Genomic DNA, 24,403 nt, shown 5'->3' on the forward strand with positions numbered 1-24,403 from the left:
CGTGCCGGACGTCACGTTCCCGTCCGTGCCGGACCGCCACCCGTCCGACACCGCGTCAAAGGCCCTCATACGCCCCGCTCATCCCCTATGTCGCTGTGAACGGGCGTCCCCTTACGCCCGCGTCCGGCGCCCCGCGCCGGCACACGTGTGTCCCCACGCCCCGAGGAGGGTGACCGCAAAGACGCTCCCCGCCTCCGCGCGGTTGCGGGGGCGGGGAGGAAATCCTCCGGTGCCGTCGGGCGCGGGACAAGTGCCCCGGTTCGTCTTCCGGATCACATCCCGTACGGGAATCCTATTAAACGAACGTCTCGGTGGCCGAGGGGTTTTGCCGTGGTCAGCCCTTCTCGGCGGCGACCAGCTCGGCGATCTGCACGGCGTTGAGGGCGGCGCCCTTGCGCAGGTTGTCCCCGCAGACGAAGAGTTCCAGGGCCGTCGGGTCGTCCAGCGCCCGCCGGACCCGGCCGACCCAGGCGGGATCGGTGCCGACCGCGTCGGCGGGGGTGGGGAACTCGCCGGCGGCCGGGTTGTCGAAGAGGACGACCCCGGGCGCCGTGTCCAGGATCTCCCGGGCCCGCTCCACGGTGACCTCGTCCTCGAAGCGGGCGTGCAGGGTGAGCGAGTGCGTGGTGACCACCGGGACCCGTACGCAGGTGACGGCGACGGGCAGCCGGGGCAGTCCGAGGATCTTGCGGGTCTCGTCCCGCACCTTCATCTCCTCCGAGGACCAGCCGTCCTCCCGCAGCGCGCCGGCCCACGGCACGACGTTCAGCGCGACCGGCTCCAGGAAGGGCCCGGTGTCGTCGCCGACGGCCCGGCGCAGGTCCCCGGGGTGGGTGCCCAGCTCGGTGCCGGCCACCGCGGAGAGCTGGCGGCGCAGCGTCTCCACCCCGGCCCGCCCGGCCCCGCTCACCGCCTGGAACGCGGTGGCGACCAGATCGCGCAGCCCGAACTCGGCGTGCAGCGCGCCCAGCGCCACGATCATCGAGAGGGTCGTGCAGTTGGGGTTGGCCACGATCCGGCGCGGGCGCAGCCGCACGGCGTGCGGATTGACCTCGGGCACGACGAGCGGCACGTCCGGGTCCATCCGGAAGGCGCCGGAGTTGTCGACCACGACCACGCCGCGCTCGGCGGCCACCGGCACCCACCGGGCGGTGACCTCGTCGGGCAGGTCGAACACGGCGACGTCGACCCCGTCGAAGACGTCCTCGGTGAGCGCCACCACCTCGGTCTCCTCGCCGCGCACGGTCAGCTTGCGGCCGGCCGAGCGGGACGAGGCGACCAGGCGGATCTCGCCCCAGACGTCCGCGTGCTGCGAGACGATCTGGAGCACGACGGAGCCGACCGCGCCGGTCGCCCCCACGACCGCGAGCACGGGCCGGCCGGCCCGGTCGTCCGCCCGGACCTGCGGGGCCGGTGCGGCCCACCCCGGGTGTCCGGTACCGGACATCAGCGGCCGGTGCCCCCGTAGATGACGGCCTCGTCGCTGTCGGAGTCGAGTCCGAAGGCGGCGTGCACGGCGCGGACGGCCTCGGTCACATCGTCCTTGCGGGTGACGACCGAGATGCGGATCTCGGACGTCGAGATCAGCTCGATGTTGACGCCTGCGTCGGACAGGGCGGTGAAGAAGTCGGCCGTGACACCCGGGTTGGTCTTCATCCCGGCGCCGACGAGGGAGATCTTGCCGATCTGGTCGTCGTAGCGCAGGGAGTCGAAGCCGATGCCGGCGCGGTTCTTCTCCAGCGCGTCGATGGCCTTGCGGCCCTCGGACTTGGGCAGCGTGAAGGAGATGTCCGTCAGGCCCGTGGCGGCAGCGGAGACGTTCTGCACGACCATGTCGATGTTGACCTCGGCGTTGGCGATGGTCCGGAAGATCGAGGCGGCCTCGCCCGGCTTGTCCGGCACGCCGACGACCGTGATCTTGGCCTCGGAGGTGTCGTGTGCGACACCGGAGATGATGGCCTGCTCCACCCTCTTGTCCCCTTGCTCGATCGGCTCGCTGCTGACCCACGTGCCGCGCAGTCCGCTGAAGGACGAGCGGACGTGGATCGGGATGTCGTACCGGCGCGCGTACTCCACACAGCGGTGGAGGAGCACCTTGGAACCGGAGGCGGCAAGCTCCAGCATGTCCTCGAAGGAGATCCAGTCGATCTTCTTCGCCTTCGGCACCACGCGCGGGTCGGCGGTGAACACGCCGTCCACGTCGGTGTAGATCTCGCACACGTCGGCGTCGAGCGCGGCGGCCAGGGCCACGGCCGTGGTGTCGCTGCCGCCGCGGCCCAGCGTGGTGATGTCCTTCTTGTCCTGGCTGACGCCCTGGAAGCCGGCCACGATGGCGATGTTGCCGCCGTCCACGGAGGCGCGGATGCGGCCGGGGGTGACGTCGATGATCCGGGCCTTGTTGTGGACCGAGTCGGTGATGACTCCCGCCTGGCTGCCGGTGAAGGACTGGGCCTCGTGGCCCAGGTTTTTGATCGCCATCGCCAGCAGGGCCATGGAGATGCGTTCTCCGGCGGTCAGCAGCATGTCGAGCTCGCGTCCCGCGGGAATCGGGGAAACCTGCTCGGCGAGATCGATCAACTCGTCCGTCGTGTCGCCCATCGCGGAAACGACGGCGACCACCTGGTTGCCGTTCTTCTTCGCTTCCACGATCCGCTTGGCGACGCGCTTGATGCCTTCGGCATCGGCTACGGAGGAGCCTCCGTACTTCTGCACGACAAGGCCCACGTGCGCTCCTCGCTCAATCCGTCTCTTTCCGCACGTGCGTATATGCACTGCGGTCGGCTCATTTTACCGAGCGTCCGGAATTCCCCCCCGCGGTACCGCATCGTGAGATTCCCAGGCCCTCGTTTCAGGCTGGCTCATGCCCACGAGAGGGCCCCTCACTCGGAAAAGTGCGGTGTGTCACACGGGAGCGCGGATCAGGTGACCGGGCGCAGGCCGAGGGGGCCGGCGATCTCGCGGGCCATCACCCGGCCCGCCTCCTTCTCCAGCGTGTCGTCGCCGAGGTGCTGGTCGGTGTCGAGGCCGTCCAGGGCCTCCAGCGGCTGGTCGAGACGGACGTGGGCGACCACCGACTGGAGCGCGCGCAGGCTCGCCGAGGCCGTGGAGCCCCAGTTGGAGAAGTACGAGAACTGCCACCACCACAGGGCCTCGGTGGTGCGGCCCGCGCGGTAGTGGACCATGCCGTGGCGCAGGTCGGTGATGACGTCGGCGAGGTCGTCGGAGATCCGGGCCGCGACGGGGGCGCGGCGCGGCTCGTAGGGGTCGAAGACCTCGGAGTAGACGTCGATGGGCTCCAGCAGGCGGGCCAGGTTCTCGCGGAGTTCGTCCACGTCCGGCTCGGGGCCCGGGTCGGGCTCGTAGCGCTCCTCCGGGAGGAAGTCCTCGTGGGCGCCGAGCCGGCCGCCCGCCAGCATGAGCTGGGAGACCTCCAGCAGCAGGAAGGGGACCGCCGAGTCGGGCTCGTCGCCCTTGGCGACCTCCGTGACGGCGACCAGGAAGCTCTCGATCTGGTCGGCGATCTGGACCGCGAAGTCGTCGGGATTCTGGTGGGTCGCGTGCAGCGTGGCGTCAGACATCTAGGAGTCGTCTCCCCTCGAAGGCGCGTCCGAGAGTCACCTCGTCCGCGTACTCCAGGTCACCGCCCACCGGAAGGCCGCTCGCCAGGCGGGTGACCTTGAGCCCCATGGGCTTGATCATGCGGGCGAGGTAGGTGGCCGTGGCCTCGCCCTCCAGATTCGGGTCCGTGGCCAGGATCAGCTCCGTGACCGCGCCGTCGGCCAGCCGGGCGAGCAGTTCGCGGATGCGCAGGTCGTCGGGGCCGACGCCGTCGATGGGGCTGATCGCGCCGCCGAGCACGTGGTACCGGCCGCGGAACTCGCGGGTGCGCTCGATCGCCACGACGTCCTTGGGTTCCTCCACCACGCAGACGACCGACAGATCGCGCCGCGGGTCGCGGCAGATGCCGCACAGCTCCTCCTGCGCCACGTTGCCGCAGGTGGCGCAGAAGCGGACCTTCGCCTTGACCTCCATGAGGGCCTGGGCGAGGCGCCGTACGTCGGCCGGTTCCGCCTGGAGGACGTGGAAGGCGATCCGCTGCGCGCTCTTGGGACCGACGCCGGGCAGCCGCCCCAGTTCGTCGATGAGGTCCTGGACCACGCCTTCGTACAACGGACTGCCGTCCTTCCTGAGGTTGCTGCTACGTACGGTAGAGGGCCGCGGCCCGTCTTAGAAGGGCAGACCGGGGATGCCGCCGCCGCCCAGCCCCTGGGCGAGCGGGCCGAGCTTCTGCTGCTGGAGGGTCTGCGCGTTCTCGTTGGCCGCCTGGACGGCGGCGACGATCAGGTCGGCGAGGGTCTCGGTGTCCTCCGGGTCCACCGCCTTGGGGTCGATCACCAGGCCGCGCAGTTCGCCGGAGCCGGTGACGGTGGCCTTCACCAGACCGCCGCCCGCCTGGCCGTCGACCTCAGTCCGCGCCAGTTCCTCCTGGGCGTTCGCCAGGTCCTGCTGCATCTTCTGGGCCTGCTGGAGCAGTTGCTGCATGTTGGGCTGGCCGCCACCGGGGATCACGTTCCGCTCCTGTCGTTACGGGGTTCGCCGCGGGAATTTCCCGCTCGGCACGAGCCTACGTGGTCCGCGCGGCCCTCGCCCTGGCACTCTTTCGAGTGAGTCGGCCGCCTGCCTTATACCTGATCAACGCCCATTTCCGGACGGAATGGCCGCGAAACCTGGTTCCGGGCCACCCATTGGGGGGTAGGAAGGGGCGGCACGTCGGTCCCGGAGGTCGGGGACACGACCGAAGAGGCCATCCGTGCGCCGTGGCGTCGTCACGCACTGTGATCGCCTCGCCGAGCTGTCGTGATCAGTAGGGAGTGCCGGGTGGGTCAGCCGGAGATGCAGCCCGAGGGGCCGCCGCAGGACGGGAGGGGCGGTGAGGGGGCGGCCGGGCTGCGGCCGGGCGACCTGATGGGGCGGCCGTTTCCGCTCGGGGACTGGTCGGTCCCCGCCGAGCGGCTGGACGAGCTGTACCGGTGGGTGGAGCGGGGCGCGCTGGACACCGCCGCCTGGTACCTGGCGGACCGGACGGGCAAGCGGCGGGCCGCGCGGCTGCTGCGGTGCGGGACGGCGGCGGGGGCGGTCACCGGGGCCGCGCTGCCGCTGCTGGACCTGGCGGGGGTCACGGGCGGGGTCGCGCCCTGGGGGTATCTGGCGGTGCTGCTCGCGGTGGCGTGCGTGGCCGGGGACCGGTACTTCGGGCTGACGTCCGGCTGGATACGGGACGTGGCGACGGCGCAGGCCGTACAGCGGCGGCTCCAGGTGTTCCAGTTCGACTGGGCGTCGGAGAGCGTGCGCGAGGTGCTGGGTCCCGCGGACGGCACGGCGAGCGAGGCGGCCGAGCGGTGCCTGCTGGTGCTGCGGCGTTTCTCGGAGGACCTGACCGAGCTGGTACGGGCGGAGACGGCGGACTGGATGGTCGGCTTCCGCACCGGTTCGCCCCCGCTCGGCCTCCAGTCCGTGCCGTCCGGCGGTTCGCGCGCGGAGGGCGGCCTGAGCGCCCAGGGCCGCTTCTCCATGCCCCAGCCCGGCACCCGCCCCAACATGCCCCGTCAGCGTCCCCCGGAGCCCCGCTGAGGGTGCTGCCCCGCGGGGTGGGCGGGGCGGTGGGCGGCGGTGGGCGGCCTCAGCCGCGGGTGTAGGTGAGGCGTTCGCCGGTGGCGGTGTTGGTGCGTTCCAGGGTGCCGTCGGTCAGGAGGCGGACCTCGGTGGGCTCGCCCGGCGAGCAGGACGAGGCCGGGCGGCCGACCGTCACCCGGGAGGCGCCGATCCGCAGCGGGCCGTCGGTGCCCGGGTCGGCGGAGAGCCCCGCCTCGAACACGCAGTGGTACGTGCCGCCGCCCGCGGGGCCGTCGGCGACGAGGGACAGGACCGTGTCGCCCACCCCGCCCTGCTGGATGGTCAGCCGGCGGCTGTGCGAGCCGGTCGCGTTGTCGATGGTCGCCGACCACGAGCCCAGGTACCCGGTGGGGATCGCGCCCTCCCGGGACGCCGGGGCCGTGGTCGGCCGTCCGGTCGCCGGGTCCGGCCCGCTGGTGGCGGCGCCGGTGCCCGGGTTCCGCGGGGCCCCGGTGCCCGGGGAGACCGACGGGTCGCCGCCGGCCCGGTGGCCGTCCCGGTCGCCGCTCATCAGGGCGTAGACCGAGCCGCCGGCGCCGAGCGCGACGACCAGGGCGACCACGACCAGCAGCGCGGTGGAACGGCCGCGCGGGGCGTTCGCCTGCGGCGGGCCGTAGGGCGGCGGGTGGGCGGCGGCGGGCTGCGGCGGGCCGTACGGCGGGGTCGAGCCGTAGGGCGGGGTCGAGCCGTGACCGCCGTACGGGTGGTACCCGGGAGGCGTGGCCGACCAGGCGGGGTCGACGGGCGGGGGCGGCGGGGTGGCGCCCGCGGCCATCGTCGGGAGGTGGTTCAGCGGGGCGCCGGGGCCCGCCGGGGGCGGCGGGCAGGGGGGCGCGGAGGCACCGCCGCCGGGTCCGTACGGGGACGGGCCGGGGCCGTCCGACACGCCCGGGGCGGCTCCGAAGGCCCCTGCGGCGCCCGGCACGCCGTCCGACACGCCGTGACCGTGCCGCGCGGCGGCCGACACGCCGTCCGACCCGCCCGGGACGGCCCCCGGGGGCGCCGGGGCGGCCGACACGCCCGGGGCACCGGCCACGGCCTCGCCGCCCGGCCTCCCCGACACACCCGGGGCGCCCTGCGCCCGCTCCCCGGCACCCGGCACGCCCGGGAAACCCGCCCCGGCCGGCGCCACCGGCGTGTCCCCCTCCCCCGGGACACCCGACACGCCCGGCCCGCCCGACACGCCCGACACGCCCGGCGCACCCGGCCCGCCCGGCACCCCCACCGCCGTTCCCCCCGGCGTCTCGGGGTTCTCGGTGTCGAGGAGGCGTACGGCGTGGCGGCCGAGCTGGGCGACGAGGGCGCCGGGGAGCCAGGGATCGCGGGAGCGGCCGTCGGCGACGGTGTCCTGGGCGCCGGTGCGCGCCAGGACCTCGCCGAGGCTGGGCCGCGCCGCGGGGTCCTTGGTGAGGCAGTCGCGCACGAGGTCGGCGAGCCCCTCGGGCACCGCGTCCAGGTCGGGCTCCTCCTGGGCGATGCGGAACATCAGCGCGTGCACACCGCTGTTGGCGGTGCCGAAGGGCAGCGTGCCGGTGGCGGCGTAGGCGAGGACGGAGCCGAGGCAGAAGACGTCGCAGGCGGGCGTGATCCGGTCGCCGCGCACCTGCTCGGGCGCCATGAAGCCGGGCGAGCCGACGAGCGCGCCGGTACGGGTGAGCCCGCCGTCGGTCACCGTCTCCAGCGCCCGCGCGATGCCGAAGTCGATGACGCGGGGCCCGTCGATGGTGACGAGGACGTTGGACGGCTTGAGGTCGCGGTGCACGATCCCGGCGGCGTGGATGTCCTGGAGGGCGTGGGCGAGCCCGGCCGCGAGGGTGCGCACCGAGCGCTCGGGCAGCGCCCCGTGGTCGTGTCCGACGACCTGCTGGAGGCTGGGCCCGGCCACGTACCCGGTGGCGACCCACGGCACGACGGCCTCGGTGTCGGCGTCCAGGACGGGCGCGGTCCAGTGGCCGCCGACCCGGCGGGCGGACTCGACCTCCTGCCGGAACCGCTGGCGGAACTCGTCCAGGGCGGCCAGTTCCGCCCGTACCAACTTGACAGCGACGGTCCGTCCGCGGTCGGACCGGGCCAGGTAGACGTGGCCCATGCCGCCGGCGCCGAGCCGTCCCAGCAGCCGGTAGGCCCCGATGTGCCGCGGGTCCCCGCCCCCGAGCTTCTCCATGCGCCGCCCTTCCCCCCGATGTGAGCAACAGCCCGAGGATAATGCGGGCCGCCCGCGCGGTGTCCGGGAGTTGTCTACGGTTCCGTAACAGGCTGCTTCCGGACAGACCGGCGAACACCCCGCACCCACCCCGGCGGGCCACCCCCGCACCCGCCCCCGCACCGGCCCCGGCGCACGCCCCGCACCCGCCCACGCGAGCCACCCCCGTACCCGCCCCCAGGGGAGCCCCCGCGTCGACAACCTGTCGTGGAATGGGCCCGCCCGCAGACAGGACGCCGATTCCGCTCCCGCATCGCGGACACCTACGCTCGCCGCATGACCCCTCAGCCCAACCCCCAGGCCGGCGCGGCCGTGAAGGCAGCGGACCGCGCGCACGTCTTCCACTCCTGGTCCGCTCAGGAGCTCATCGACCCGCTCGCCGTCGCGGGCGCCGAGGGCTCGTACTTCTGGGACTACGACGGCAACCGGTACCTCGACCTCACCAGCGGCCTCGTCTACACGAACGTCGGCTACCAGCACCCGAAGGTCGTCGCCGCGATCCAGGAGCAGGCGGCGCGGATGACGACGTTCGCGCCCGCGTTCGCGGTCGAGGCGCGCTCCGAGGCGGCCCGGCTGATCGCCGAGCGCACCCCGGGCGACCTGGACAAGGTCTTCTTCACCAACGGCGGCGCGGACGCGGTCGAGCACGCCGTGCGGATGGCGCGGCTGCACACCGGGCGGCCGAAGGTGCTGTCGGCGTACCGCTCGTACCACGGCGGCACCCAGCAGGCCATCAACCTCACCGGCGACCCGCGCCGCTGGGCCTCCGACGGCGCCGCGGCCGGGGTCGTGCACTTCTGGGCGCCGTTCCTCTACCGCTCCCGTTTCTACGCGGAGACGGAGGAGCAGGAGTGCGCGCGGGCGCTGGAGCACCTGGAGACGACGATCGCCTTCGAGGGTCCCGGGACCGTCGCCGCGATCGTCCTGGAGACGGTCCCGGGCACGGCCGGGATCATGCTGCCGCCCGCCGGCTACCTGGCCGGGGTCCGCGAGATCTGCGACAAGTACGGGATCGTCTTCGTCCTGGACGAGGTCATGGCCGGTTTCGGGCGGACCGGCGAGTGGTTCGCGGCGAACCTGTACGACGTCGTGCCCGACCTGATGACCTTCGCCAAGGGGGTGAACTCGGGGTACGTGCCGCTGGGCGGTGTCGCCATCTCCGGGAAGATCGCGGAGACGTTCGCGCGGCGCCCCTACCCCGGCGGGCTCACCTACTCCGGGCACCCGCTGGCCTGCGCCGCCGCCGTGGCCACCATCAACGTGATGGCCGAGGAGGGCATCGTCGAGCACGCGGCCCGGATGGGCGCCGAGGTCGTCGGCCCGGCCCTGCGGGAGCTGGCCGAGCGCCACCCGAGCGTCGGCGAGGTGCGCGGCGTCGGCATGTTCTGGGCACTGGAGCTGGTGAAGAACCGGGAGACCCGCGAGCCGCTGGTGCCGTACAACGCGAGCGGGCAGGACAACGCGCCGATGGCCGCGTTCGCCGCCGCGGCGAAGGCGCGGGGCGTGTGGCCCTTCGTCAACATGAACCGCACCCACGTGGTGCCGCCGTGCAACGCGAGCGAGGCGGAGCTGAAGGAGGGACTGGCGGCGCTCGACTCGGCGCTCTCCGTGGCGGACGAGCACACGGAGTAGGGCAAGAATCGAACGCGTAAGGTGGCGTGCTCGTAGAACTCTACGTACACCCCTCGACGTGCACAGATATATGCGCACGCCACCCGCACGCGACGAGGAGACGCCCGACCATGCCCGGCCCCAGCGGCACCGGTGCCGTCACGCGCAGCACCCTGCGGCAGCAGATCGCCGACGCCCTGCGCGACGAGGTGCTGGCCGGGCGGCTCCAACCCGGGCAGGAGTTCACCGTGAAGGAGATCGCCGAGCAGTACGGCGTCTCCGCCACACCGGTGCGCGAAGCCCTGGTCGACCTGTCCGCGCAGGGGCTCCTGGACGCGGACCACCACCGGGGATTCCGGGTGCACGAGTACTCGTTCGAGGACTTCCGGGGGATGGTGCAGGCACGCAGCCTGGTCACCGACGGGATGTTCCTCGCCCTCGCCGACGACCGCTACGAGGGACCGCGCCCCGGCGATCCCCGGCTGACCGCCGATCTCGCGGCGGTCCGGCGTCGCGGCGAGGAGGCGCAGCGGGCCGCGCTCACCGGTGAGCTGACCGTCCTCATCGGCTACGACCTGCGGTACTGGCGGGAGTTGGCCGCGCTCTTCGGCAACCCGTACCTCTCCGACTTCCTGCACCGGCTGCGGGTGCAGAGCTGGGTGTGCACGGTGCAGCACCTGCGCCGGCTCGACGATCTGCGCGGCGCGCTGTGGTCGGGCCACACCGAGCTGGTCGACGCGCTCACCCAGTGCGACGCCCGGTCGGCCCGCGCGCTCGTCGCCGCGTACAACGCCCACTCCCTCGCGCTGATCGAACGGCTCACCAGCCCGCCGACGTCCCCCTGACGCGAGGTGGCCCGGCGCCGGGGTGGGTAAGGGACCTGCACGCGAGGGCACCGACTACGCTTTCGTGACCGACCTGCCCGCCCGCCGAGCTGTGTGAGGAGCCTCTTTTGGCCTGTGACCTGTGGCTGGTGCCGCTCGTCGACGTCTTGTGCCACACCCCGGACAACCCCTTCGCCGAGGAACTCGCGCAGTACGACTCGGTGCTCTCGGCGGCCGGCCTGCCGCCCGTGCCGGTGTACCAGTACATGCCGGGCCTGTCCGGCGAGGTCGCCCCGGTGGCGGGCTTCGACTACGACGCGCTGCACTTCCTGCGCCGCGCCTACCTGCTCCAGGTCTGCGAGCTGCCGGTGACTCCGGTGGACGAACTCGGCGGTGACTACGAGCAGTTGCTGGAGATGTTCGAGTCGACGGCCCAGCAGTCGCACCTGGTCTGGCACTACGACCACGCCGGCGCGTACGTCCCCGTGGACTTCCCGCACCCCCTCGCCGACGACGACCTCCTCGCGGGCGGCGGACCCCTCGGCTCCTCGCACGCCCTGCTGCGCGAGCTGGAGGCCGTCGCCCCGGCCCTCGGCATCGATCCGGCCAACCCGCCGGCCAACCCCGAGCCCCCGGCCGCGCCGACCGAGCTGGAGGAGCCGGCCGCCCCCGCGCCCTACGACCCGAGCCCCTTCGCCCGCGAGCGCCATGTCTGGCTCGGCCTGCACACGGCCGCGACCCGGAGCCTGGCCCAGGGCTCGATGATCGTCTTCAGTTGACGGCCGACGTCCCGTGCGCCGCCATCCCGCCCCTCCTGCTGCGCACGGTCCCCGAGACAGCCGGTCCCCTGGCCGAGCTGTCGTTGCCGGCGGGTCGAAGGATGCGTCGATGACAGCGGCGCGCCGCTCGTAACGGCAGGCAAAGCGGTAGAAGGCGTTCTGCCTGGCGTGGTGCTTGCTCCGGTCTGCCGAGGGTCCGTCGGGCGGAATACTCTGTTGCCATGAGTGAACGAGGGATGCAGGAGCTGGCGCTGCTGCTGCTGACGGCGTTGGCGAATGCGCCTCGGCACGGGTATGCCATTGCCCAGGAGGTCAAGGTCATAACCGACGGCCGCGTGACGCCGCGTACCGGGGCGCTCTACGGGGCGCTGGACAGGCTGCTGGTGGAGGGTTTGATCCAGGTGGAGCGTGACGAGGTGGTGGGCGGCAGAGCTCGTCGGATCTTCGCTCTCGCTCCTGCCGGTCGGGAGCGGCTGGAGGCCGAGGCGAAGCGGCTGGCCGCGACCGCTCGGGAGGTCCGGCGGCGTCTGGCCGACGGCGCGGCGGCGCCTGCGTGAGCGATCTCCTCGTCCGTCTGTACCCGGCTGAGTACCGGGCTGCTTACGGGCAGGAAATCGTCGACGTGCACCGGGAGATGACGGCGGACCTGCCGCGTCCGGCCCGGCTGCGTGCGGACGCCGACCTGGTCGCGCACGCTCTGCGGGTTCGGCTGGGTCTTGACTCGGCGTCGCCCGCTGGGCGTTTCTTCGCCCTGGCTGCCCCGTTCGCGTTGGCGGCCGGTGCGGTGGGCAGCGGGCTGCATCTGACGCGCTGGTACACCGGACTTGTTCTCTCGCCGGCTCCGGTGTGGGTCCAGCTCTCCACCATGGACGGTCCCTGGGCCTTGTCGTTGCTGCTCTCGCTGCTGGTGTGCGTCGGCGCGGTCATCGCCCTGACCGGCGGGTGGGTGCTGGGCGTGGGGGTGGCCGTGTGCGGGCTGCTGGGGAGGGCTGCGCTGTGGTCGGCTGCCGTGCCCGTGCCCGGCGAGGGTGCTCTCGCTCCTGTCGCGGCGGCGCTGCTGACCGCCGCCGTCGTGCTCGCCTGCCCTGCGGATCGGCGCGGTGACAGGCCGCTGTCGGCGGCAGCCGGAGCCATGGCCGCCGCGGGATGGTTTCCCGTCGTTGTCGTGGACGCAGGGGCCTATACGGGGGCCTTCGGCGTGACCACGGACTACGGCGCCTGGCCGATGCTGGTCCTCACCTTCACCGGGGCCGCCGTCGCCCTGCGCTCACGTTCCTCAGGTCTGCGTGAGCTCGGCGCGATGGCCGTGGCCTCGCCGCCTCTGGTCGCCTATGCCTACACGGACGTGTGGGGAGATCCGTGGCCCGCCCTCGGCATCCTCCTCCTGCTTCCCGTCATGGCCACGGCCACCGTGGTCTGCGAGGCCGTGCGCCGACGGCGCTGACCCGGACTCTTTCTCCGACCGGCCGCCCGTCGTCGGGCGGCCGGTCGGCTTCGTCACGCGCCCCAGGGGTTGTTGCCTGGTGGCTTCTTCGTGCCGGCGGCACACCGTGGCCGACACGCCTGGCAATAGTCCGTTGAGATGAATACTCTCTCCAGTGTTCTATCCGTGAGTGCCACCTGAGCCAGGCCGGCCGCGCGATCGCGGACGCCTCAGCTCAGGGCGCCCGCGGCGCGGTGTGAAGTGGCCCGCGGCCGGTCTCGTCCGAACAGAGAAGATCACCGACTTGCCATTCACCTTGTCTCACCCCGCTGCGGTGCTGCCGCTGATGCGCCGGCCGTTCGTTCCGTCGGCTCTGGTCGCGGGTGCCGTAGCCCCCGACGCCCCGTACTTCCTGGCCATCCTCGGACTGTCCGAGACCAGTGCTGAGGACTGGTACGGGCCGTTCCTCAACGCCACACAGACCCACTCGTTCGGCGCGGGCCTTCTGGTGAATCTGCCCTTTGCCGTCGGCCTGGTGGCCGCCTACCGGTTGCTGCGGGCGCCGGTTGACGCACTGCTCCCATCCGGCCTCGGCCTGCCAGAACCGGAACGGACAGCCGGCCTGCCGGCCAAGGCCCGGTACGCCATGTGGCTGATGCTCTCCGCTCTGATCGGTATTGCCTCTCACATCGCGTGGGACGCCTTCATCCATGGCGACTTCCTGGTCATCCATGTGGAGGCGCTGCACGTCTCGGCCCTGGGGGGCTTGTCGGTCGCCCGGCTGCTGCAGTACGCGAGCACCGTCTTCGGCCTGGCGGCCGTCGGCTGGTATCTGTGGCACCGTCGCGGCCGGTTGCGCACCGAGGGCGGGACCGTTGCCCGCCTGGGGCCCCTCCTGCGGTGGAGCGTGGTGACGGTGCTGGTCGTAGCCCCCGTGCTCGGCGGCATTGTCGACGCCCATGACGACTTCAACGCTTACCGCTATGTGACGGAAGTGGACTACAGCCGCCCGACCACCGTCGACCTGGGCGGCGGCGCGAGCGATACGACCTATCCCTCCAAGACGGTCCGGGCCCCGTGGGGCACCCTCGCTGAAGGCGTGTTGACCGGAGCCACCAAGAGGGCAGGCGCCACCTTCGCGGTCGCGCTGCTGCTGTACTCCGCCGCCTGGCAGATCGGCATCATGTCCCACCGGCGGGCGACAGCATCCGGCGCCGCCCCCTCACCCCCGCCGAATTCATGACGAGAAGCACCGCTGGCGCCGCCTCGACCCGGTGGCGGCGCCACCAGTGATCCGCCGGCTTGCAGACCAGGCCGCAGAACCGCTCCCGACAGGCGCCCCACCCCGCTCGGCAAACGCGATCGCGCGCTACGGGCGGATCGCCAGGACCCTGCACAGCCCGCGCCTGACGACAAGCCCGGCTACCGCCGCCAGAGCAAGGTGCGGGCCAACCTCCAGGAGGGCCGCCACGCGCTCGCCCGGAAGATCTTCCACGGCCGGGCCAGACAGCTCCACCCGCGCCACCAGGGCGGCATGGAGGATCAGATCGGCACCCTCGAACTGGTCGTCAACGCCTTGGCGCACCGTCGGCGGCACGGTGCTACTGGAAACGCCCGCCGGCCGAGATCACCCCCGCCCACACCGAGCGGGCCCAGGCCCACATCGGGAAGCCGGCGGTGCCGCTCCGCAAGGGCATCCAGCGCGGCCGGCGGTTCGTCGCCTACGCCGAACGGCACACGTGACCGGCGTCCAGCGACAGCCTGCCGGGCACTCCCTCACCATCCGCAAGCCGTACTTCGACCTGATCGCCAGTGGTGCGAAGACCATCGAGGTCCGCGTCGGCCACCCCAAGATCCGCAGGATCGACGCCGGGGACACCCTGCGGATCGCCTGCGGGGACGAGTCCCTGATCACCCGCGTCGACGCGGTGAGGGAGTACGGGTCCTTCCAGGCGATGCTGGACGCCGAGGACCCGGCCGCGACCGGCGGACCGGACATGAGCCACGACCAGCTCGTGGCCGCGATCCGCGACATCCACCCGCCCGAGAAGGAGGCCCTCGGCGTCTTCGCCCTCCACCTCACCGTGCCCTGACCGGGCGACCGGCAGCACGGGGCCTCTTTCAGATGACCGGCGGCCGGCCCAGGCGGGTCATGCGCCATACCGTGGACCATCGCATCGGGCGGCGCGGCGGGCACGGGGTGCGCACTCCCTCGGCGAACCCGCCCAGCCAGGCCCGCAGCCCCGCCACCGACCGGGTCCGGGCCACGGTCATCACGGTCCAGACGCCCAGGTAGAGGGGGACCAGGAGCGCCGGGAGGTGCCTCTTGGCGAGCCAGACCCGGTTGCGGGCGACCATGCGGTGGAAGACCGCGTGCCGCGTCGGCGACGTCCACGGATGCCGGAGCACCAACTCCGGTTCGTAGAGCACCGTCCAGCCCGCGTCCAGCGCCCGCCACGCCAGGTCGGTTTCCTCGTGCGCGTAGAAGAACGGCTCGGGCCAGCCGCCGATCCCGTCCAGCATCCGCATGGACAGCCCGTGCCCACCGCCGAGGAAGGTCGTCACCGGGCCGCCCCGCATCGGGTCCGCCGCCCGCAGGCGCGGCACGTGCCGGCGCTGGGTGCGGCCCCGCTCGTCGGCGATGCGGAAGCCGACGATACCCAGCCGGTCGTCCGCCGCGTACAGCCCGGCGAGGCGGGTGAAGACGTCCCGGCTGATCAGCAGGCCGTCATCGTCCAGGTCCACCACCACGTCGACGTCCCCGAACTGCCGGAGCCGGGCCAGGGCCACGTTCCGGCCACCGGCGACCCCCAGGTTCTCCGGCAGTTCCACACCGGTCACCCCTTCGGGGAGGGGCGGCAGCGGCGAGCCGTTGCCGACGACCACCACCCGCGCCGCGGGCGTCTCCTGCCCGGCGACCGACTCCAGGAGCCGGTCCAGCTCGGCGGGCCTGTTGCCCATGGTCAGAATGGCAACGCCCAGGCGCGGGTGACACACGGATGAACTCTCCGTCCTTCGGACCGACGCGGCGATGTTAACGGGGCCCGGTACTTCTCGCCGAGAAACACCGCCAAGCCCGGGGGCCTCCCCCGATCTGGGCCGGCCCCGGAGAAACCGGGCGGTGGTGTGGTGCGGGTCCTCAGCGTCGCGGCCCCGGACGAAAGGGCGGTGCCCCTAGACGACCACTGGAGCCGATCGAGGACCAAGTACTACTCGTGGGGACGTATATCGGCCAAGGCGTGGGGACCCAACTGGGGCACCGGCCACGGAGGCTTATCACTTAAGATCATGGCGAACAAGCGGTGGACCTGTCGCATCGGCTCCTACGGCTGGATGACCTACACCATCGCCGTAGCAGCCCTGGGAATCATGGCCGCCGTTTTCCCACCGGCAGGACCACTGCTGGGAGTAGTGGCCGGGCTGATCACAATCATCGGAGCAACCATCCAGTTCATCGCCCAGAACGCGTCCGCGCGTGGGCAATGTCTGCACATCAACGTAGGAGCGGGCGTCTACGTGAAGTGGTGGGTTCCCCGATACCCGTTCGGTCGGTATGCCTATCCCTGGCGAGGCCGCTGCTGACGGGGTACTGCCCGGCATAAGCCGCTGAACGGGGCCGGGGACAGGCATGGAGAGCCTGTCCCCGGCCCACCACCGCGAACCGCCAACTCCCCCGGAAAGACACCGCATGAGTGTGAACCGTCGCGCTTCGACCACCTTCGCTCTGCTCGCCGCACTGCAAGCCGTCATCGGCATCGTTTTCACCATCACGCAGGGGCGGGCGTTCGGAGCCCCGCTGTTCTGGCTGTCCACGGGCAGCCTGGCGATCGCCTGGTACTTCGAGAGGAAGTCCACCGACCGCGGCTGACAAGAGGCGGGGACTGGCGTCACCTCTCCAGTCCCCACCACGGACGTGGTGTACCGACCTTGGTCACTCGTGCGGTCCGTCCAGTGTGCCGTGTACCCCGCCGGGCCTACAGGGTCGCCGTCCATCCCCCGCGCGACAAGGTGGTCGTGCCGTCGGGGGTGATGGTGTGGCTCGGCCGGCGGGTCCGGCCACGGGGTGGGGCGGTGACTGCTCCGTATCCGGCCACCGTGCCCTGCGGACCCGGCCGCGCCGTCGATGCGCGACCGGGGCCGGAGGTCGTCATGACCAGGTGTGCGGGCCCTCGCCCACGTCGCGGGTCGGTACGCGCCTTGCCGTCGGCGGTTTGCGGCAGTCCGGTACGCGGTCGGTCGCGGGCTCTTCGTCCAGGGCGTAGCACAACTGGGCGTGGAGCAGTTCCGCCTCCGCGGGCGTGAGGCTCAGGGCCGCGTCCGCGTCGAAGACCCCGTCCCGGCGCAGCCACAGGTCGATGGCGATCCTTCCGTCGCCCTGGCGTCGGACCGGCTTGCTGGGTACGCGGCTCACCTGGACCCGCGGGTTCGGCGTGGCGCTCATCAGTACGCCACCCCCGCCGGGCCGTTCACGAGGTGCGCCCGCTCGTACGCGAGCAGGTAGGGCCGGACCAGCGGACCCGGTTCCTGGACCGGCGCGCAGAGTCCGGCCACACCCGTGCGGTGGATCAGGAGGCGCAGCCCGGACAGGGTGCGCGGCGGTACGGGTACGGAGGCCGTGCCCTGGGCCCCCCGACGCCGACCGGTGGCCGGAAGCAACAGGGAGAAAAGCAGCGCGAGTACCCGTTCCAGGGCATGCCGCATAGGCTGGTGCATGCTGACGCTCCTTCACAGCGTTGGCTCCGCCCCGGGGGTGGTGGCTCACCTCCGGGGCATCGCACGTCGGCGGTAGTCACGCGACTACCGTCCGGAGCCAGGTTAGCGTCAACCATGATGGCGCATCAACGTTGATGCGAGATCAGATCAGATCGTCGAACTCGCCTGCCTTCGCGCCCGCGAGGAACGCGGCGAGCTTGGCACGCGTGGTCCTCACGACGACGTGGGGCTCGTCGCTCTCTCTGACGAGCACCAGACCGTCATCCAGCGCCAGTTCCAGGCAGTTGCCCGTCTGCTCGGAGTACGACGACTTGCGCCACTGAATGTTCATGCTGATTCACGCTCTCAGAGTTCTTGCAGAACCTTGTGGATGAAGTCCCGAGAGGGTCCCGGCTCCAGGGACCGCTGTTCCATGCGGTCAAGTACCGCGCGGTAGTTGGTCAGATGTGTCTCGGAGTCCAGGAAGGTGACGCTGTTCGGCACGTCGATCTGCACGGTGTCGAGCTGACGCACGGGGCCGCTGGCGTACATCGTCGAACTGCCCGCGCTGGGGAATCCTCCCGCCGAGAAGGGCACCACGCGAAGCGTCACCGACTCCCGCTCGGACTGCTCCAGCATGAACGCCAACTGGGTTCTCAGGACGGCCGGTCCGCCGAAGAGCATCCGTAGCGCGGCTTCGTGGATGAGGAAGGAGCAGGCGGGCGGCTCGGCGCGGTCCAGAAGCGCCCGGCGTCGCATACGGAAGGCGACCTGGATTTCCAACGCCTCGGGACGCAGCGGCGGTACGGCTTCGCCGAACACGACGCGGGAGTAGTCCTCGTGCTGGAGCAACCCTGGGAGGTGCGTGATCTGCACGTGCCGCATGGCGACGGCGTGATGTTCCAGTTCGACCAAGTCGAGCATGAAGGAAGCGACGTGGTCCCTGTACTCGCTCCACCAGCGAGAACCGGACCGTTCCCTGGCCATGTCCGCCAGCGCGTCGACGTAAGCGGGGTCGGGGCAGGAGTAGTTGGCCGCCCAGACCCGGACCCGGTCGGCACTCACCCCGAACCGAGCGGCCTCGGTGTTGCTGATCGCCGTCTTGTCGACTCGGTGCAGCGCCGCCGCCTCGGTGAGCGAGAGCCCGACGTGCTCGCGCATCCGGCGCAGCTCGATACCGAGCCGGCGCTGTCGAGCGGTCGGCGGCTTACGGACGGGCATCGGACGCTCCCCTGGCACGTTCTGGATCTGTGAAGGGCGGCCGGCCCGGGTCACCGTGCCGGTCGCCCTTCCAATCTCTCAGAACGCGGGGGCGTCAGAGGAACGAGTTGATCTCGATCGTCTCGTCACGGCCCGGCCCCACGCCGATCGCGGAGATCGGCGCCCCGGACATCTCCTCCAGCGCCTTCACGTACGCCTGCGCGTTCTTCGGCAGGTCGGAGAAGGTCTTCGCGCCGGTGATGTCCTCGGACCAGCCCGGCAGCATCTCGTACACCGGCTTCGCGTGGTGGAAGTCGGTCTGCGAGTACGGCAGCTCCTCGACCCGCTTGCCGTCGATCTCGTAGGCCACGCAGACCGGGATCTGCTCCCAGCCGGTGAGGACGTCGAGCTTGGTCAGGAAGAAGTCGGTCAGGCCGTTGACCCGGGTCGCGTAGCGGGCGATCACCGCGTCGAACCAGCCGCAGCGGCGGTCGCGGCCGGTGGTGACGCCCCGCTCGCCGCCGATCTCGCGCAGCGCCTCGCCGTCCTTGTCGAACAGCTCGGTCGGGAAGGGGCCGGCGCCGACGCGGGTCGTGTACGCCTTGAGGATGCCGATGACGCGGCTGATCTTCGTCGGGCCGACGCCCGCACCGGTGCAGGCGCCGCCGGCGGTCGGGTTCGACGAGGTCACGAAGGGGTACGTGCCGTGGTCGATGTCGAGCAGCGTGCCCTGGCCGCCCTCGAAGAGGACCACCTTGTCGTCGTCGAGCGCCTGGTTGAGGACGAGGACGGTGTCGGCGACGTACGGGCGGATCTGCTCCGCGTAGCCGAGCAGTTCCTCGACCACCTGGCCGGCGGCGATGGCACGGCGGTTGTAGAGCTTGGTCAGGATCTGGTTCTTGGCGTCGAGCGCGGCCTCCACCTTCTGGGTGAGGATCGACTCGTCGTAGAGGTCCTGGACGCGGATGCCGACGCGGTTGATCTTGTCCGCGTAGGTCGGGCCGATGCCGCGGCCGGTGGTGCCGATCTTGCGCTTGCCGAGGAAGCGTTCCGTCACCTTGTCGACGGTGACGTTGTAGGGCGTGATGATGTGCGCGTTGCCGCTGATCAGGAGCTTGGACGTGTCGACGCCCCGCTCGTTCAGCCCGCTCAGCTCGGAGAGCAGGACCGAGGGATCGACGACGACGCCGTTGCCGATGACCGGCGTACAGCCGGGGGACAGGATTCCGGAAGGGAGAAGGTGGAGGGCGTACTTCTGGTCGCCCACGACCACGGTGTGGCCGGCGTTGTTACCGCCTTGGTACCGCACCACGTAGTCGACGGAACCACCGAGGAGGTCCGTCGCCTTTCCCTTGCCTTCGTCACCCCACTGAGCACCGAGCAGCACAAGTGCGGGCACGCGCGTACACCCCTTCCGGGCGGGGCATGTCCAAGGTCAAGGGCGCGCACGGAGGTCTCCGCCGTGTGCACCGCGACCGTCGTTGGCCGCCAACCTCGGACCGGGAGCCCCGGTATAGACCAAGCCCCTGGCGCAATCGCGCAAGGGGCTCTTGCACAAAGATGCTACCCGAGGAAGCGAGGCATGGCCGAGGTGGCGACTTCCGCGACGCCCGATCAGCTCCTGGTGGTCATCGACCCGTCCGCCCGCCGGGCCGACGGCGAGTCCGTCAGGATCGCGAAAGACGTGCTCAGCGGGGGTGCGGCGCATACGAAGGTGTGCCTGCCGGACAGTCCCGAGGAGTTCGCCCGGGTGCTGCGCCGACGGGGCGCGCGGCGGCCGGTGGTGATCGGCGACGACCGCGCGCTGGTGCGGGCGGTGGCCCTGCTGCACCGGCAGCGGGAGCTGGACGCGTGCGCGCTCTCGGTGGTGCCGGTCGGTCCGGTGCTGGGGCTGGCGCGGTCGCTGGGGCTGCCGACGGGGGCGGTGGCGGCGGCGCGCGCGGTGCTGGACGGGGCGGTGCGGCGGCTGGACCTGCTCGTGGACGACAGCGACGGGGTGGTGCTGGGCGCGGTGGTGATCCCGCCGCTCACCGCGCGGGAGGCCGCGGGGCGGGAGGAGGCCGCCGGGGAGGGTCCGCGGGGCGCCGGCGCGGAGTCCGGGGCGGCGCCGGTCCACCCCTGGCTGCGGACCTGCCAGTCCCTGGTCCGGACGCTGGCGGCGGCGCGTCCGGCCCGGGGGGCGGCGGCTCCGGGCGGGGGCGGTCCGGCCCGGCTGCGGGTCGAGGTGGACGGGGTCACGCTGATCGGCCTGGACCGGGCGGTGGGGTCGGTGACGGTGACGCCGGGCTCGGGCGGGCTGGCGGAGGTGGAGGTCCGGCCGGCGTCGGCGGACACGTCGCCGCTGCGGGCGCGGGGGCGGACGGTGACGGTGTCGGGGGCGCACTTCCGCTACCGGGCCGACGCGGTGGTCTCGGGCCCGGTACGCACCCGCACGTGGACGGTGCGGGAGGCGGCCTGGGGGCTGACGCTGCCGGGGTGACCCGGAGGCGCACCGGGCGTATCGGCAGCGCCAGCAGCACCGGCCCGCACACGGTCTACGCGGGGGCCCGGCCGTACCGGCCTGCGCATGGCCTGCGCGGAGGGTCCCCGTCGTACCGGCCGACGCACGGCCTGCGCAGGGGGCCGGGTCGTACCGGCGTACGCAGGAAGCCCGGTCGTACCGCCGTACGCGGGGGCCCTGGTCGTCGCCCCGGAGGGCGCGGCGTCAGCGCGGGCCGAAGAGCGCTTCCCGGCGCACCTGCCAGCGCTCCATCATCGTGGTGATCTCCTCCTCGACGAACTCGAAGAAGGCGAGCGTCTCGGCCATGCGGCGCCCCGCCGGGGTGTCCGCGCCGAGGCTCGTCACGCCCTCGCGCAGGGCCGCCTCCCACCGCTTGAGCACGGCCTCGCGGCTGGTCAGCGCCTCGTACCACTGGTCGCTGTGCACCCGGTACCGCTCGCGCCGCGAGCCGGGCTCCCGCTCCCGGGACACCATGTGCTGCTGGGCCAGGTACCGCACGGCGCCGGAGACCGCGGCCGGGCTCACCCGGAGCTGTTCGCCCAGTTCGGCCGAGGTCAGCGAGCCCGGGTCGGAGGCCAGCAGCGCGGCGAAGACCCGGGAGGCCATCCGCTGCATCCCGGCCTCGACGAGCTGGGCGGCGAAGCCCTCGACGAACCTCGACACCGCCTCGGGGTCACGCCCCTGCCCCGCCCGCTCCGCTGCTTCGGTCATCGTCCGATCATCCCTCACCACCCTGACGTTTTCTTAACTTCACAAACTTCTGAAATAAGCGTACGTTCCCCGTCATGACGAAGGCAATCAGCGTCTCCGGGCTCCACAAGAGGTTCGGCCGGACGCCCGCTCTGGACGGTCTCGACCTGGAGGTCGAGAGCGGCGAGGTCCACGGCTTCCTCGGCCCGAACGGCGCCGGCAAGTCCACCACCATCCGCGTCCTGCTCGGCCTGTTGCGCGGCGACTCCGGCGCGGCGCAGGTGCTCGGCCGCGATCCGTGGCGGGACGCGGTGGAGGTGCACCGCCGCATCGCCTACGTCCCCGGCGACGTCACCCTGTGGCGCGGCCTCACCGGCGGCGAGGTCATCGACCTCTACGGCCGGCTGCGCGGCGGGCTGGACGCCGGGCGGCGGGCGGAGCTGGTCGAGCGCTTCGACCTCGACCCGACCCGCAAGGGCCGTACGTACTCCAAGGGCAACCGGCAGAAGGTCGCGCTGGTCGCCGCCTTCGCCTCCGACGTCGACCTGCTGATCCTCGACGAGCCGACCTCGGGGCTGGACCCGCTGATGGAGGCCGTCTTCCGGCGGTGCGTGGCCGAGGAACGGGAGCGGGGGCGCACCGTCCTGCTCTCCTCCCACGTCCTCGGCGAGGTCGAGGAGTTGTGCGACCGGGTCTCCATCGTCCGCAAGGGGCGCACGGTGGAGCGCGGTTCGCTGGCCGAGCTGCGGCATCTGACCCGGACCGGCGTCAGCGCCGAACTCGCCACCGTCCCCGAGGGGCTGGCCGCCCTGCCCGGCGTGCACGGGCTCGACGTGCGGGGCGACCGGGTGCGGTTCCAGGTCGACACCGACAAGCTGGGCGCCGTACTGCGCGTGCTGGGCGAGGCGGGCGTACGGTCGCTGACCTCGGCCCCGCCGACGCTGGAGGAACTCTTCCTGCGGCACTACCGGGACGACGGTCCGGGCGGCGGGCCGGACGGCGGGGGCGGCACCGGCGGGGGCCTGGACCGCGATGGCGGCGGCACCGGCGGCCGGGACGACAGCGACGGCCTGGTGGACGGGCCGGTGGCCCGATGACCGCCGCCGCTCCGCTCCCCGCGCCCCTCCCCCGGCCCGGCGGTACGCGCCTGCTGCCCGCCGGGACGGGCACGCTGCTGCGCCTCGCCCTGCGCCGCGACCGGGTGACGATCCCGGTCTGGGTCGCCGCCAACGCCCTCATGGTGCTCTCCATGCCGGGCACCCTGGAGAGCCTCTACGGCACCCCCGCCGCCCGCGCCGCCCTGGTCCGCCAGATGGAGGCCGCCGCCTCGCTGCGGGCGATGACCGGCCCCCTCTTCGGCGATTCGCCGGGCGCGCTCACCGCCTGGCGGGTCGGGGTGTACGCCGCCCTCCTGGCCGCCGCCATGAGCCTGCTCGTCGTCGTACGCCACACCCGGGACGAGGAGGAGAGCGGGCGGCAGGAGCTGACCGCGTCCGGGGCGGTCGGCCGCCGGGCCCCGCTGACGGCGGCCCTGCTCACCGCCGCCCTCGCCAACGGGCTCCTCGCCCTGCTGGTCGCGGCCGGGCTGGCCGGGCAGGGCGCGGCCGGCGCGGTGGCGCTGGGCCTCGGGGTGGCGGGCGTCGGGATGGTCTTCGCCACGGCGGCGGCCGTCGCCGCCCAGCTCACCGAGAGCGCCCGGCTCGCCCGGGGGCTGACGGCGGCGGTGCTGGGCGCGGCGTTCGTGCTGCGCGCGGCGGGCGACTCGGCGGCGGCCGACGGCGCCTCGGTGTGGACGTGGCTGTCCCCGCTGGGCTGGGTGGAGCACCTGCGGCCCTTCGCCGGCGAACGCTGGTGGGTCCTCGCCCTGTTCGCCGCCGCGGTCCTCGCCCAGGGCACCGCCGCCTACCTGCTCGCCGGGCGCCGGGACCTCGGCATGAGCTTCCTGCCGACCCGGCCGGGCCCGGCCGCCGGGCGCCTGGGCACGGCCGGTGCGCTGGCCTGGCGGCTCCAGCGGGGCGCGCTGCTCGGCTGGGGCGTCGGCTTCCTCCTCGCCGGGGCGGTCTACGGCGGGCTGACCGAGGGCGCCTCCGGTCTGGTCGGGGACAGCGAGCGGGCCCGGGAGATCGTCGAGCGGATGGGCGGCGGGACCGGGCTCACCGACGCCTTCGTGGCGACGACGACCGGGATGCTCGGGCTGGTGGCCGCCCTGTTCGCGGTCGCCTCGGTGCTGCGGCTGTCCGGCGAGGAGTCCTCCGGGCGGGCGGAACCGGTGCTGGCGGCATCGGTCGGCCGGGTGCGCTGGGCCGCCGGGCACCTGGCGGTCGCCTTCGGCGGGGCGGCGCTGCTGATGGTGCTCGCGGGGGCCGGTTTCGCCGCCGGGTACGGCCGGGACGTGCCGGGGGTCCTCGCCGCCTGCCTGGTCCAGGTGCCGGCGGTGTGGGTGATCGGCGGGGTGGCGGTCCTGCTGTACGGGGCGCTGCCCCGGGGCGCGTCGGCGGCGTGGGCGGTGGCCGTGGCGGTGCTGCTGCTGGGGTGGATCGGACCGGCGCTGGACCTGCCGTCGGCGGTGCTGGACGCCTCCCCCTTCGCCCACCTGCCGAAGCTGCCCGGCGAGGCCATGCGCTGGGGCCCGCCGGCGGCGCTGACGGGGCTCGCCGCGCTGCTGACGGCGGCGGGCCTGGCGGCGCTGCGCCGGAGGGACCTGGCGTCCTGAGGACGGGGCACGTCCCGTGGGGCGGCGGGGCCTGGCGGGCGGCCGGGAGGGCGCGTCCCGTACGGCGGCGGGAGCCCCGGCGGGCGGCCCGAAGG

The 24,403-nt window shown here is 72.8% G+C and carries 26 protein-coding genes and 1 pseudogene; 14 read left to right on the top strand and 13 right to left on the bottom strand.

Going from position 1 to position 24,403, the window contains the following annotated elements:
* Window positions 1-334: 334 nt before the first annotated feature.
* The 5 genes from J5Y05_RS12935 to J5Y05_RS12955 all read right to left on the bottom strand — a co-directional run bounded on the left by J5Y05_RS12935 (window position 335) and on the right by J5Y05_RS12955 (window position 4,569).
* Window positions 335-1,447 (bottom strand): aspartate-semialdehyde dehydrogenase, encoded by a 1,113-nt coding sequence (locus tag J5Y05_RS12935; RefSeq protein ID WP_210871771.1) that lies wholly within the window; start codon window positions 1,445-1,447, stop codon window positions 335-337.
* A complete protein-coding gene (locus tag J5Y05_RS12940; RefSeq protein ID WP_210871773.1) occupies window positions 1,447-2,724 on the bottom strand; it encodes an aspartate kinase in 1,278 nt (425 codons plus the stop codon). Before J5Y05_RS12940 ends, J5Y05_RS12935 begins: the two co-directional genes overlap by 1 nt.
* Before the next feature lie 194 nt (window positions 2,725-2,918).
* Entirely contained in the window at window positions 2,919-3,578 is a 660-nt protein-coding gene (locus J5Y05_RS12945) for a DUF5063 domain-containing protein (RefSeq protein WP_210871775.1), read from the bottom strand.
* The gene (gene recR / locus J5Y05_RS12950; protein WP_210871777.1) at window positions 3,571-4,170 is read right to left on the bottom strand and encodes a recombination mediator RecR; all 600 of its coding nucleotides are present in this window, start codon (window positions 4,168-4,170) and stop codon (window positions 3,571-3,573) included. The genes J5Y05_RS12945 and recR overlap by 8 nt, the downstream gene beginning before the upstream one ends.
* Before the next feature lie 57 nt (window positions 4,171-4,227).
* Entirely contained in the window at window positions 4,228-4,569 is a 342-nt protein-coding gene (locus J5Y05_RS12955) for a YbaB/EbfC family nucleoid-associated protein (RefSeq protein ID WP_210871779.1), read from the bottom strand.
* Window positions 4,570-4,878: 309 nt separating this feature from the next.
* Between J5Y05_RS12955 and J5Y05_RS12960 the strand changes: the two genes are divergently transcribed.
* Complete coding sequence (locus J5Y05_RS12960) at window positions 4,879-5,631, top strand: SLATT domain-containing protein (RefSeq protein ID WP_210871781.1); 753 nt, start codon at window positions 4,879-4,881, stop codon at window positions 5,629-5,631.
* 49 nt (window positions 5,632-5,680) lie between these two features.
* On the opposite strand, the gene J5Y05_RS12965 is transcribed toward J5Y05_RS12960, so the two are convergent.
* On the bottom strand, window positions 5,681-7,837 hold the full coding sequence (locus tag J5Y05_RS12965; RefSeq protein WP_210871783.1) for a serine/threonine-protein kinase: 2,157 nt from the start codon (window positions 7,835-7,837) through the stop codon (window positions 5,681-5,683).
* Between the two features lie 315 nt (window positions 7,838-8,152).
* On the opposite strand from J5Y05_RS12965, the gene J5Y05_RS12970 reads away from it, so the two are divergent.
* The 8 genes and pseudogenes from J5Y05_RS12970 (at window position 8,153) to J5Y05_RS32245 (ending at window position 14,606) form a co-directional block, all read left to right on the top strand.
* On the top strand, window positions 8,153-9,508 hold the full coding sequence (locus J5Y05_RS12970) for an aspartate aminotransferase family protein (RefSeq protein WP_210871785.1): 1,356 nt from the start codon (window positions 8,153-8,155) through the stop codon (window positions 9,506-9,508).
* A 110-nt stretch (window positions 9,509-9,618) separates the two neighbouring features.
* Window positions 9,619-10,332, top strand: a complete 714-nt coding sequence (locus J5Y05_RS12975; protein ID WP_210871787.1) for a GntR family transcriptional regulator — start codon at window positions 9,619-9,621, stop codon at window positions 10,330-10,332.
* A 107-nt stretch (window positions 10,333-10,439) separates the two neighbouring features.
* Window positions 10,440-11,090 carry a putative DNA-mimic protein gene (locus J5Y05_RS12980; RefSeq protein ID WP_210871789.1) on the top strand — a complete coding sequence of 217 codons (651 nt, stop codon included), beginning with the start codon at window positions 10,440-10,442 and terminating at the stop codon, window positions 11,088-11,090.
* A gap of 221 nt (window positions 11,091-11,311) precedes the next feature.
* Window positions 11,312-11,647, top strand: a complete 336-nt coding sequence (locus J5Y05_RS12985; RefSeq protein WP_210871791.1) for a PadR family transcriptional regulator — start codon at window positions 11,312-11,314, stop codon at window positions 11,645-11,647.
* Window positions 11,644-12,534: a hypothetical protein gene (locus J5Y05_RS12990; protein ID WP_210871793.1), complete on the top strand. Its 891-nt coding sequence runs from the start codon at window positions 11,644-11,646 to the stop codon at window positions 12,532-12,534. Before J5Y05_RS12985 ends, J5Y05_RS12990 begins: the two co-directional genes overlap by 4 nt.
* 235 nt (window positions 12,535-12,769) lie before the next feature.
* Complete coding sequence (locus J5Y05_RS12995) at window positions 12,770-13,756, top strand: DUF4184 family protein (RefSeq protein WP_307853888.1); 987 nt, start codon at window positions 12,770-12,772, stop codon at window positions 13,754-13,756.
* An 87-nt stretch (window positions 13,757-13,843) separates the two neighbouring features.
* Window positions 13,844-14,092: pseudogene (locus J5Y05_RS32610) on the top strand (Tn3 family transposase); the annotation flags it as partial.
* A gap of 160 nt (window positions 14,093-14,252) precedes the next feature.
* Window positions 14,253-14,606, top strand: a complete 354-nt coding sequence (locus J5Y05_RS32245; protein ID WP_210871795.1) for an ASCH domain-containing protein — start codon at window positions 14,253-14,255, stop codon at window positions 14,604-14,606.
* Between the two features lie 28 nt (window positions 14,607-14,634).
* On the opposite strand, the gene J5Y05_RS13010 is transcribed toward J5Y05_RS32245, so the two are convergent.
* On the bottom strand, window positions 14,635-15,510 hold the full coding sequence (locus J5Y05_RS13010) for a glycosyltransferase family 2 protein (protein WP_210871797.1): 876 nt from the start codon (window positions 15,508-15,510) through the stop codon (window positions 14,635-14,637).
* Window positions 15,511-15,801: 291 nt separating this feature from the next.
* Between J5Y05_RS13010 and J5Y05_RS13015 the strand changes: the two genes are divergently transcribed.
* Window positions 15,802-16,095, top strand: coding sequence for a hypothetical protein (locus J5Y05_RS13015; RefSeq protein ID WP_210871799.1), 294 nt, complete (start codon window positions 15,802-15,804; stop codon window positions 16,093-16,095).
* Window positions 16,096-16,201: 106 nt separating this feature from the next.
* Window positions 16,202-16,381: a hypothetical protein gene (locus J5Y05_RS13020; RefSeq protein WP_210871801.1), complete on the top strand. Its 180-nt coding sequence runs from the start codon at window positions 16,202-16,204 to the stop codon at window positions 16,379-16,381.
* Window positions 16,382-16,660: 279 nt separating this feature from the next.
* Here J5Y05_RS13020 and J5Y05_RS13025 read toward each other — a convergent pair whose 3' ends face one another.
* From J5Y05_RS13025 to J5Y05_RS13045, 5 genes are all read right to left on the bottom strand, one after another.
* Window positions 16,661-16,954: a hypothetical protein gene (locus J5Y05_RS13025; RefSeq protein ID WP_210871803.1), complete on the bottom strand. Its 294-nt coding sequence runs from the start codon at window positions 16,952-16,954 to the stop codon at window positions 16,661-16,663.
* Window positions 16,954-17,226, bottom strand: a complete 273-nt coding sequence (locus J5Y05_RS13030) for a hypothetical protein (protein WP_210871805.1) — start codon at window positions 17,224-17,226, stop codon at window positions 16,954-16,956. The genes J5Y05_RS13025 and J5Y05_RS13030 overlap by 1 nt, the downstream gene beginning before the upstream one ends.
* Before the next feature lie 142 nt (window positions 17,227-17,368).
* A complete protein-coding gene (locus J5Y05_RS13035) occupies window positions 17,369-17,557 on the bottom strand; it encodes a DUF397 domain-containing protein (protein WP_210871807.1) in 189 nt (62 codons plus the stop codon).
* Window positions 17,558-17,571: 14 nt separating this feature from the next.
* Complete coding sequence (locus J5Y05_RS13040) at window positions 17,572-18,426, bottom strand: helix-turn-helix domain-containing protein (RefSeq protein WP_210871809.1); 855 nt, start codon at window positions 18,424-18,426, stop codon at window positions 17,572-17,574.
* 94 nt (window positions 18,427-18,520) lie between these two features.
* Window positions 18,521-19,804: an adenylosuccinate synthase gene (locus tag J5Y05_RS13045; RefSeq protein WP_210871811.1), complete on the bottom strand. Its 1,284-nt coding sequence runs from the start codon at window positions 19,802-19,804 to the stop codon at window positions 18,521-18,523.
* A 183-nt stretch (window positions 19,805-19,987) separates the two neighbouring features.
* Here J5Y05_RS13045 and J5Y05_RS13050 point away from each other — a divergent pair, with 183 nt between their 5' ends.
* On the top strand, window positions 19,988-20,884 hold the full coding sequence (locus J5Y05_RS13050) for a diacylglycerol kinase family protein (RefSeq protein ID WP_210871813.1): 897 nt from the start codon (window positions 19,988-19,990) through the stop codon (window positions 20,882-20,884).
* Window positions 20,885-21,109: 225 nt separating this feature from the next.
* On the opposite strand, the gene J5Y05_RS13055 is transcribed toward J5Y05_RS13050, so the two are convergent.
* Window positions 21,110-21,616 carry a GbsR/MarR family transcriptional regulator gene (locus J5Y05_RS13055; protein ID WP_210871815.1) on the bottom strand — a complete coding sequence of 169 codons (507 nt, stop codon included), beginning with the start codon at window positions 21,614-21,616 and terminating at the stop codon, window positions 21,110-21,112.
* A gap of 74 nt (window positions 21,617-21,690) precedes the next feature.
* On the opposite strand from J5Y05_RS13055, the gene J5Y05_RS13060 reads away from it, so the two are divergent.
* Window positions 21,691-22,692 (top strand): ABC transporter ATP-binding protein, encoded by a 1,002-nt coding sequence (locus J5Y05_RS13060; protein WP_210871817.1) that lies wholly within the window; start codon window positions 21,691-21,693, stop codon window positions 22,690-22,692.
* Window positions 22,689-24,308 (top strand): ABC transporter permease, encoded by a 1,620-nt coding sequence (locus J5Y05_RS13065; RefSeq protein WP_210871819.1) that lies wholly within the window; start codon window positions 22,689-22,691, stop codon window positions 24,306-24,308. The genes J5Y05_RS13060 and J5Y05_RS13065 overlap by 4 nt, the downstream gene beginning before the upstream one ends.
* Window positions 24,309-24,403: the final 95 nt, after the last annotated feature.

It is taken from the genome of Streptomyces tagetis (assembly GCF_018069565.1).
Lineage (GTDB): Bacteria > Actinomycetota > Actinomycetes > Streptomycetales > Streptomycetaceae > Streptomyces > Streptomyces tagetis.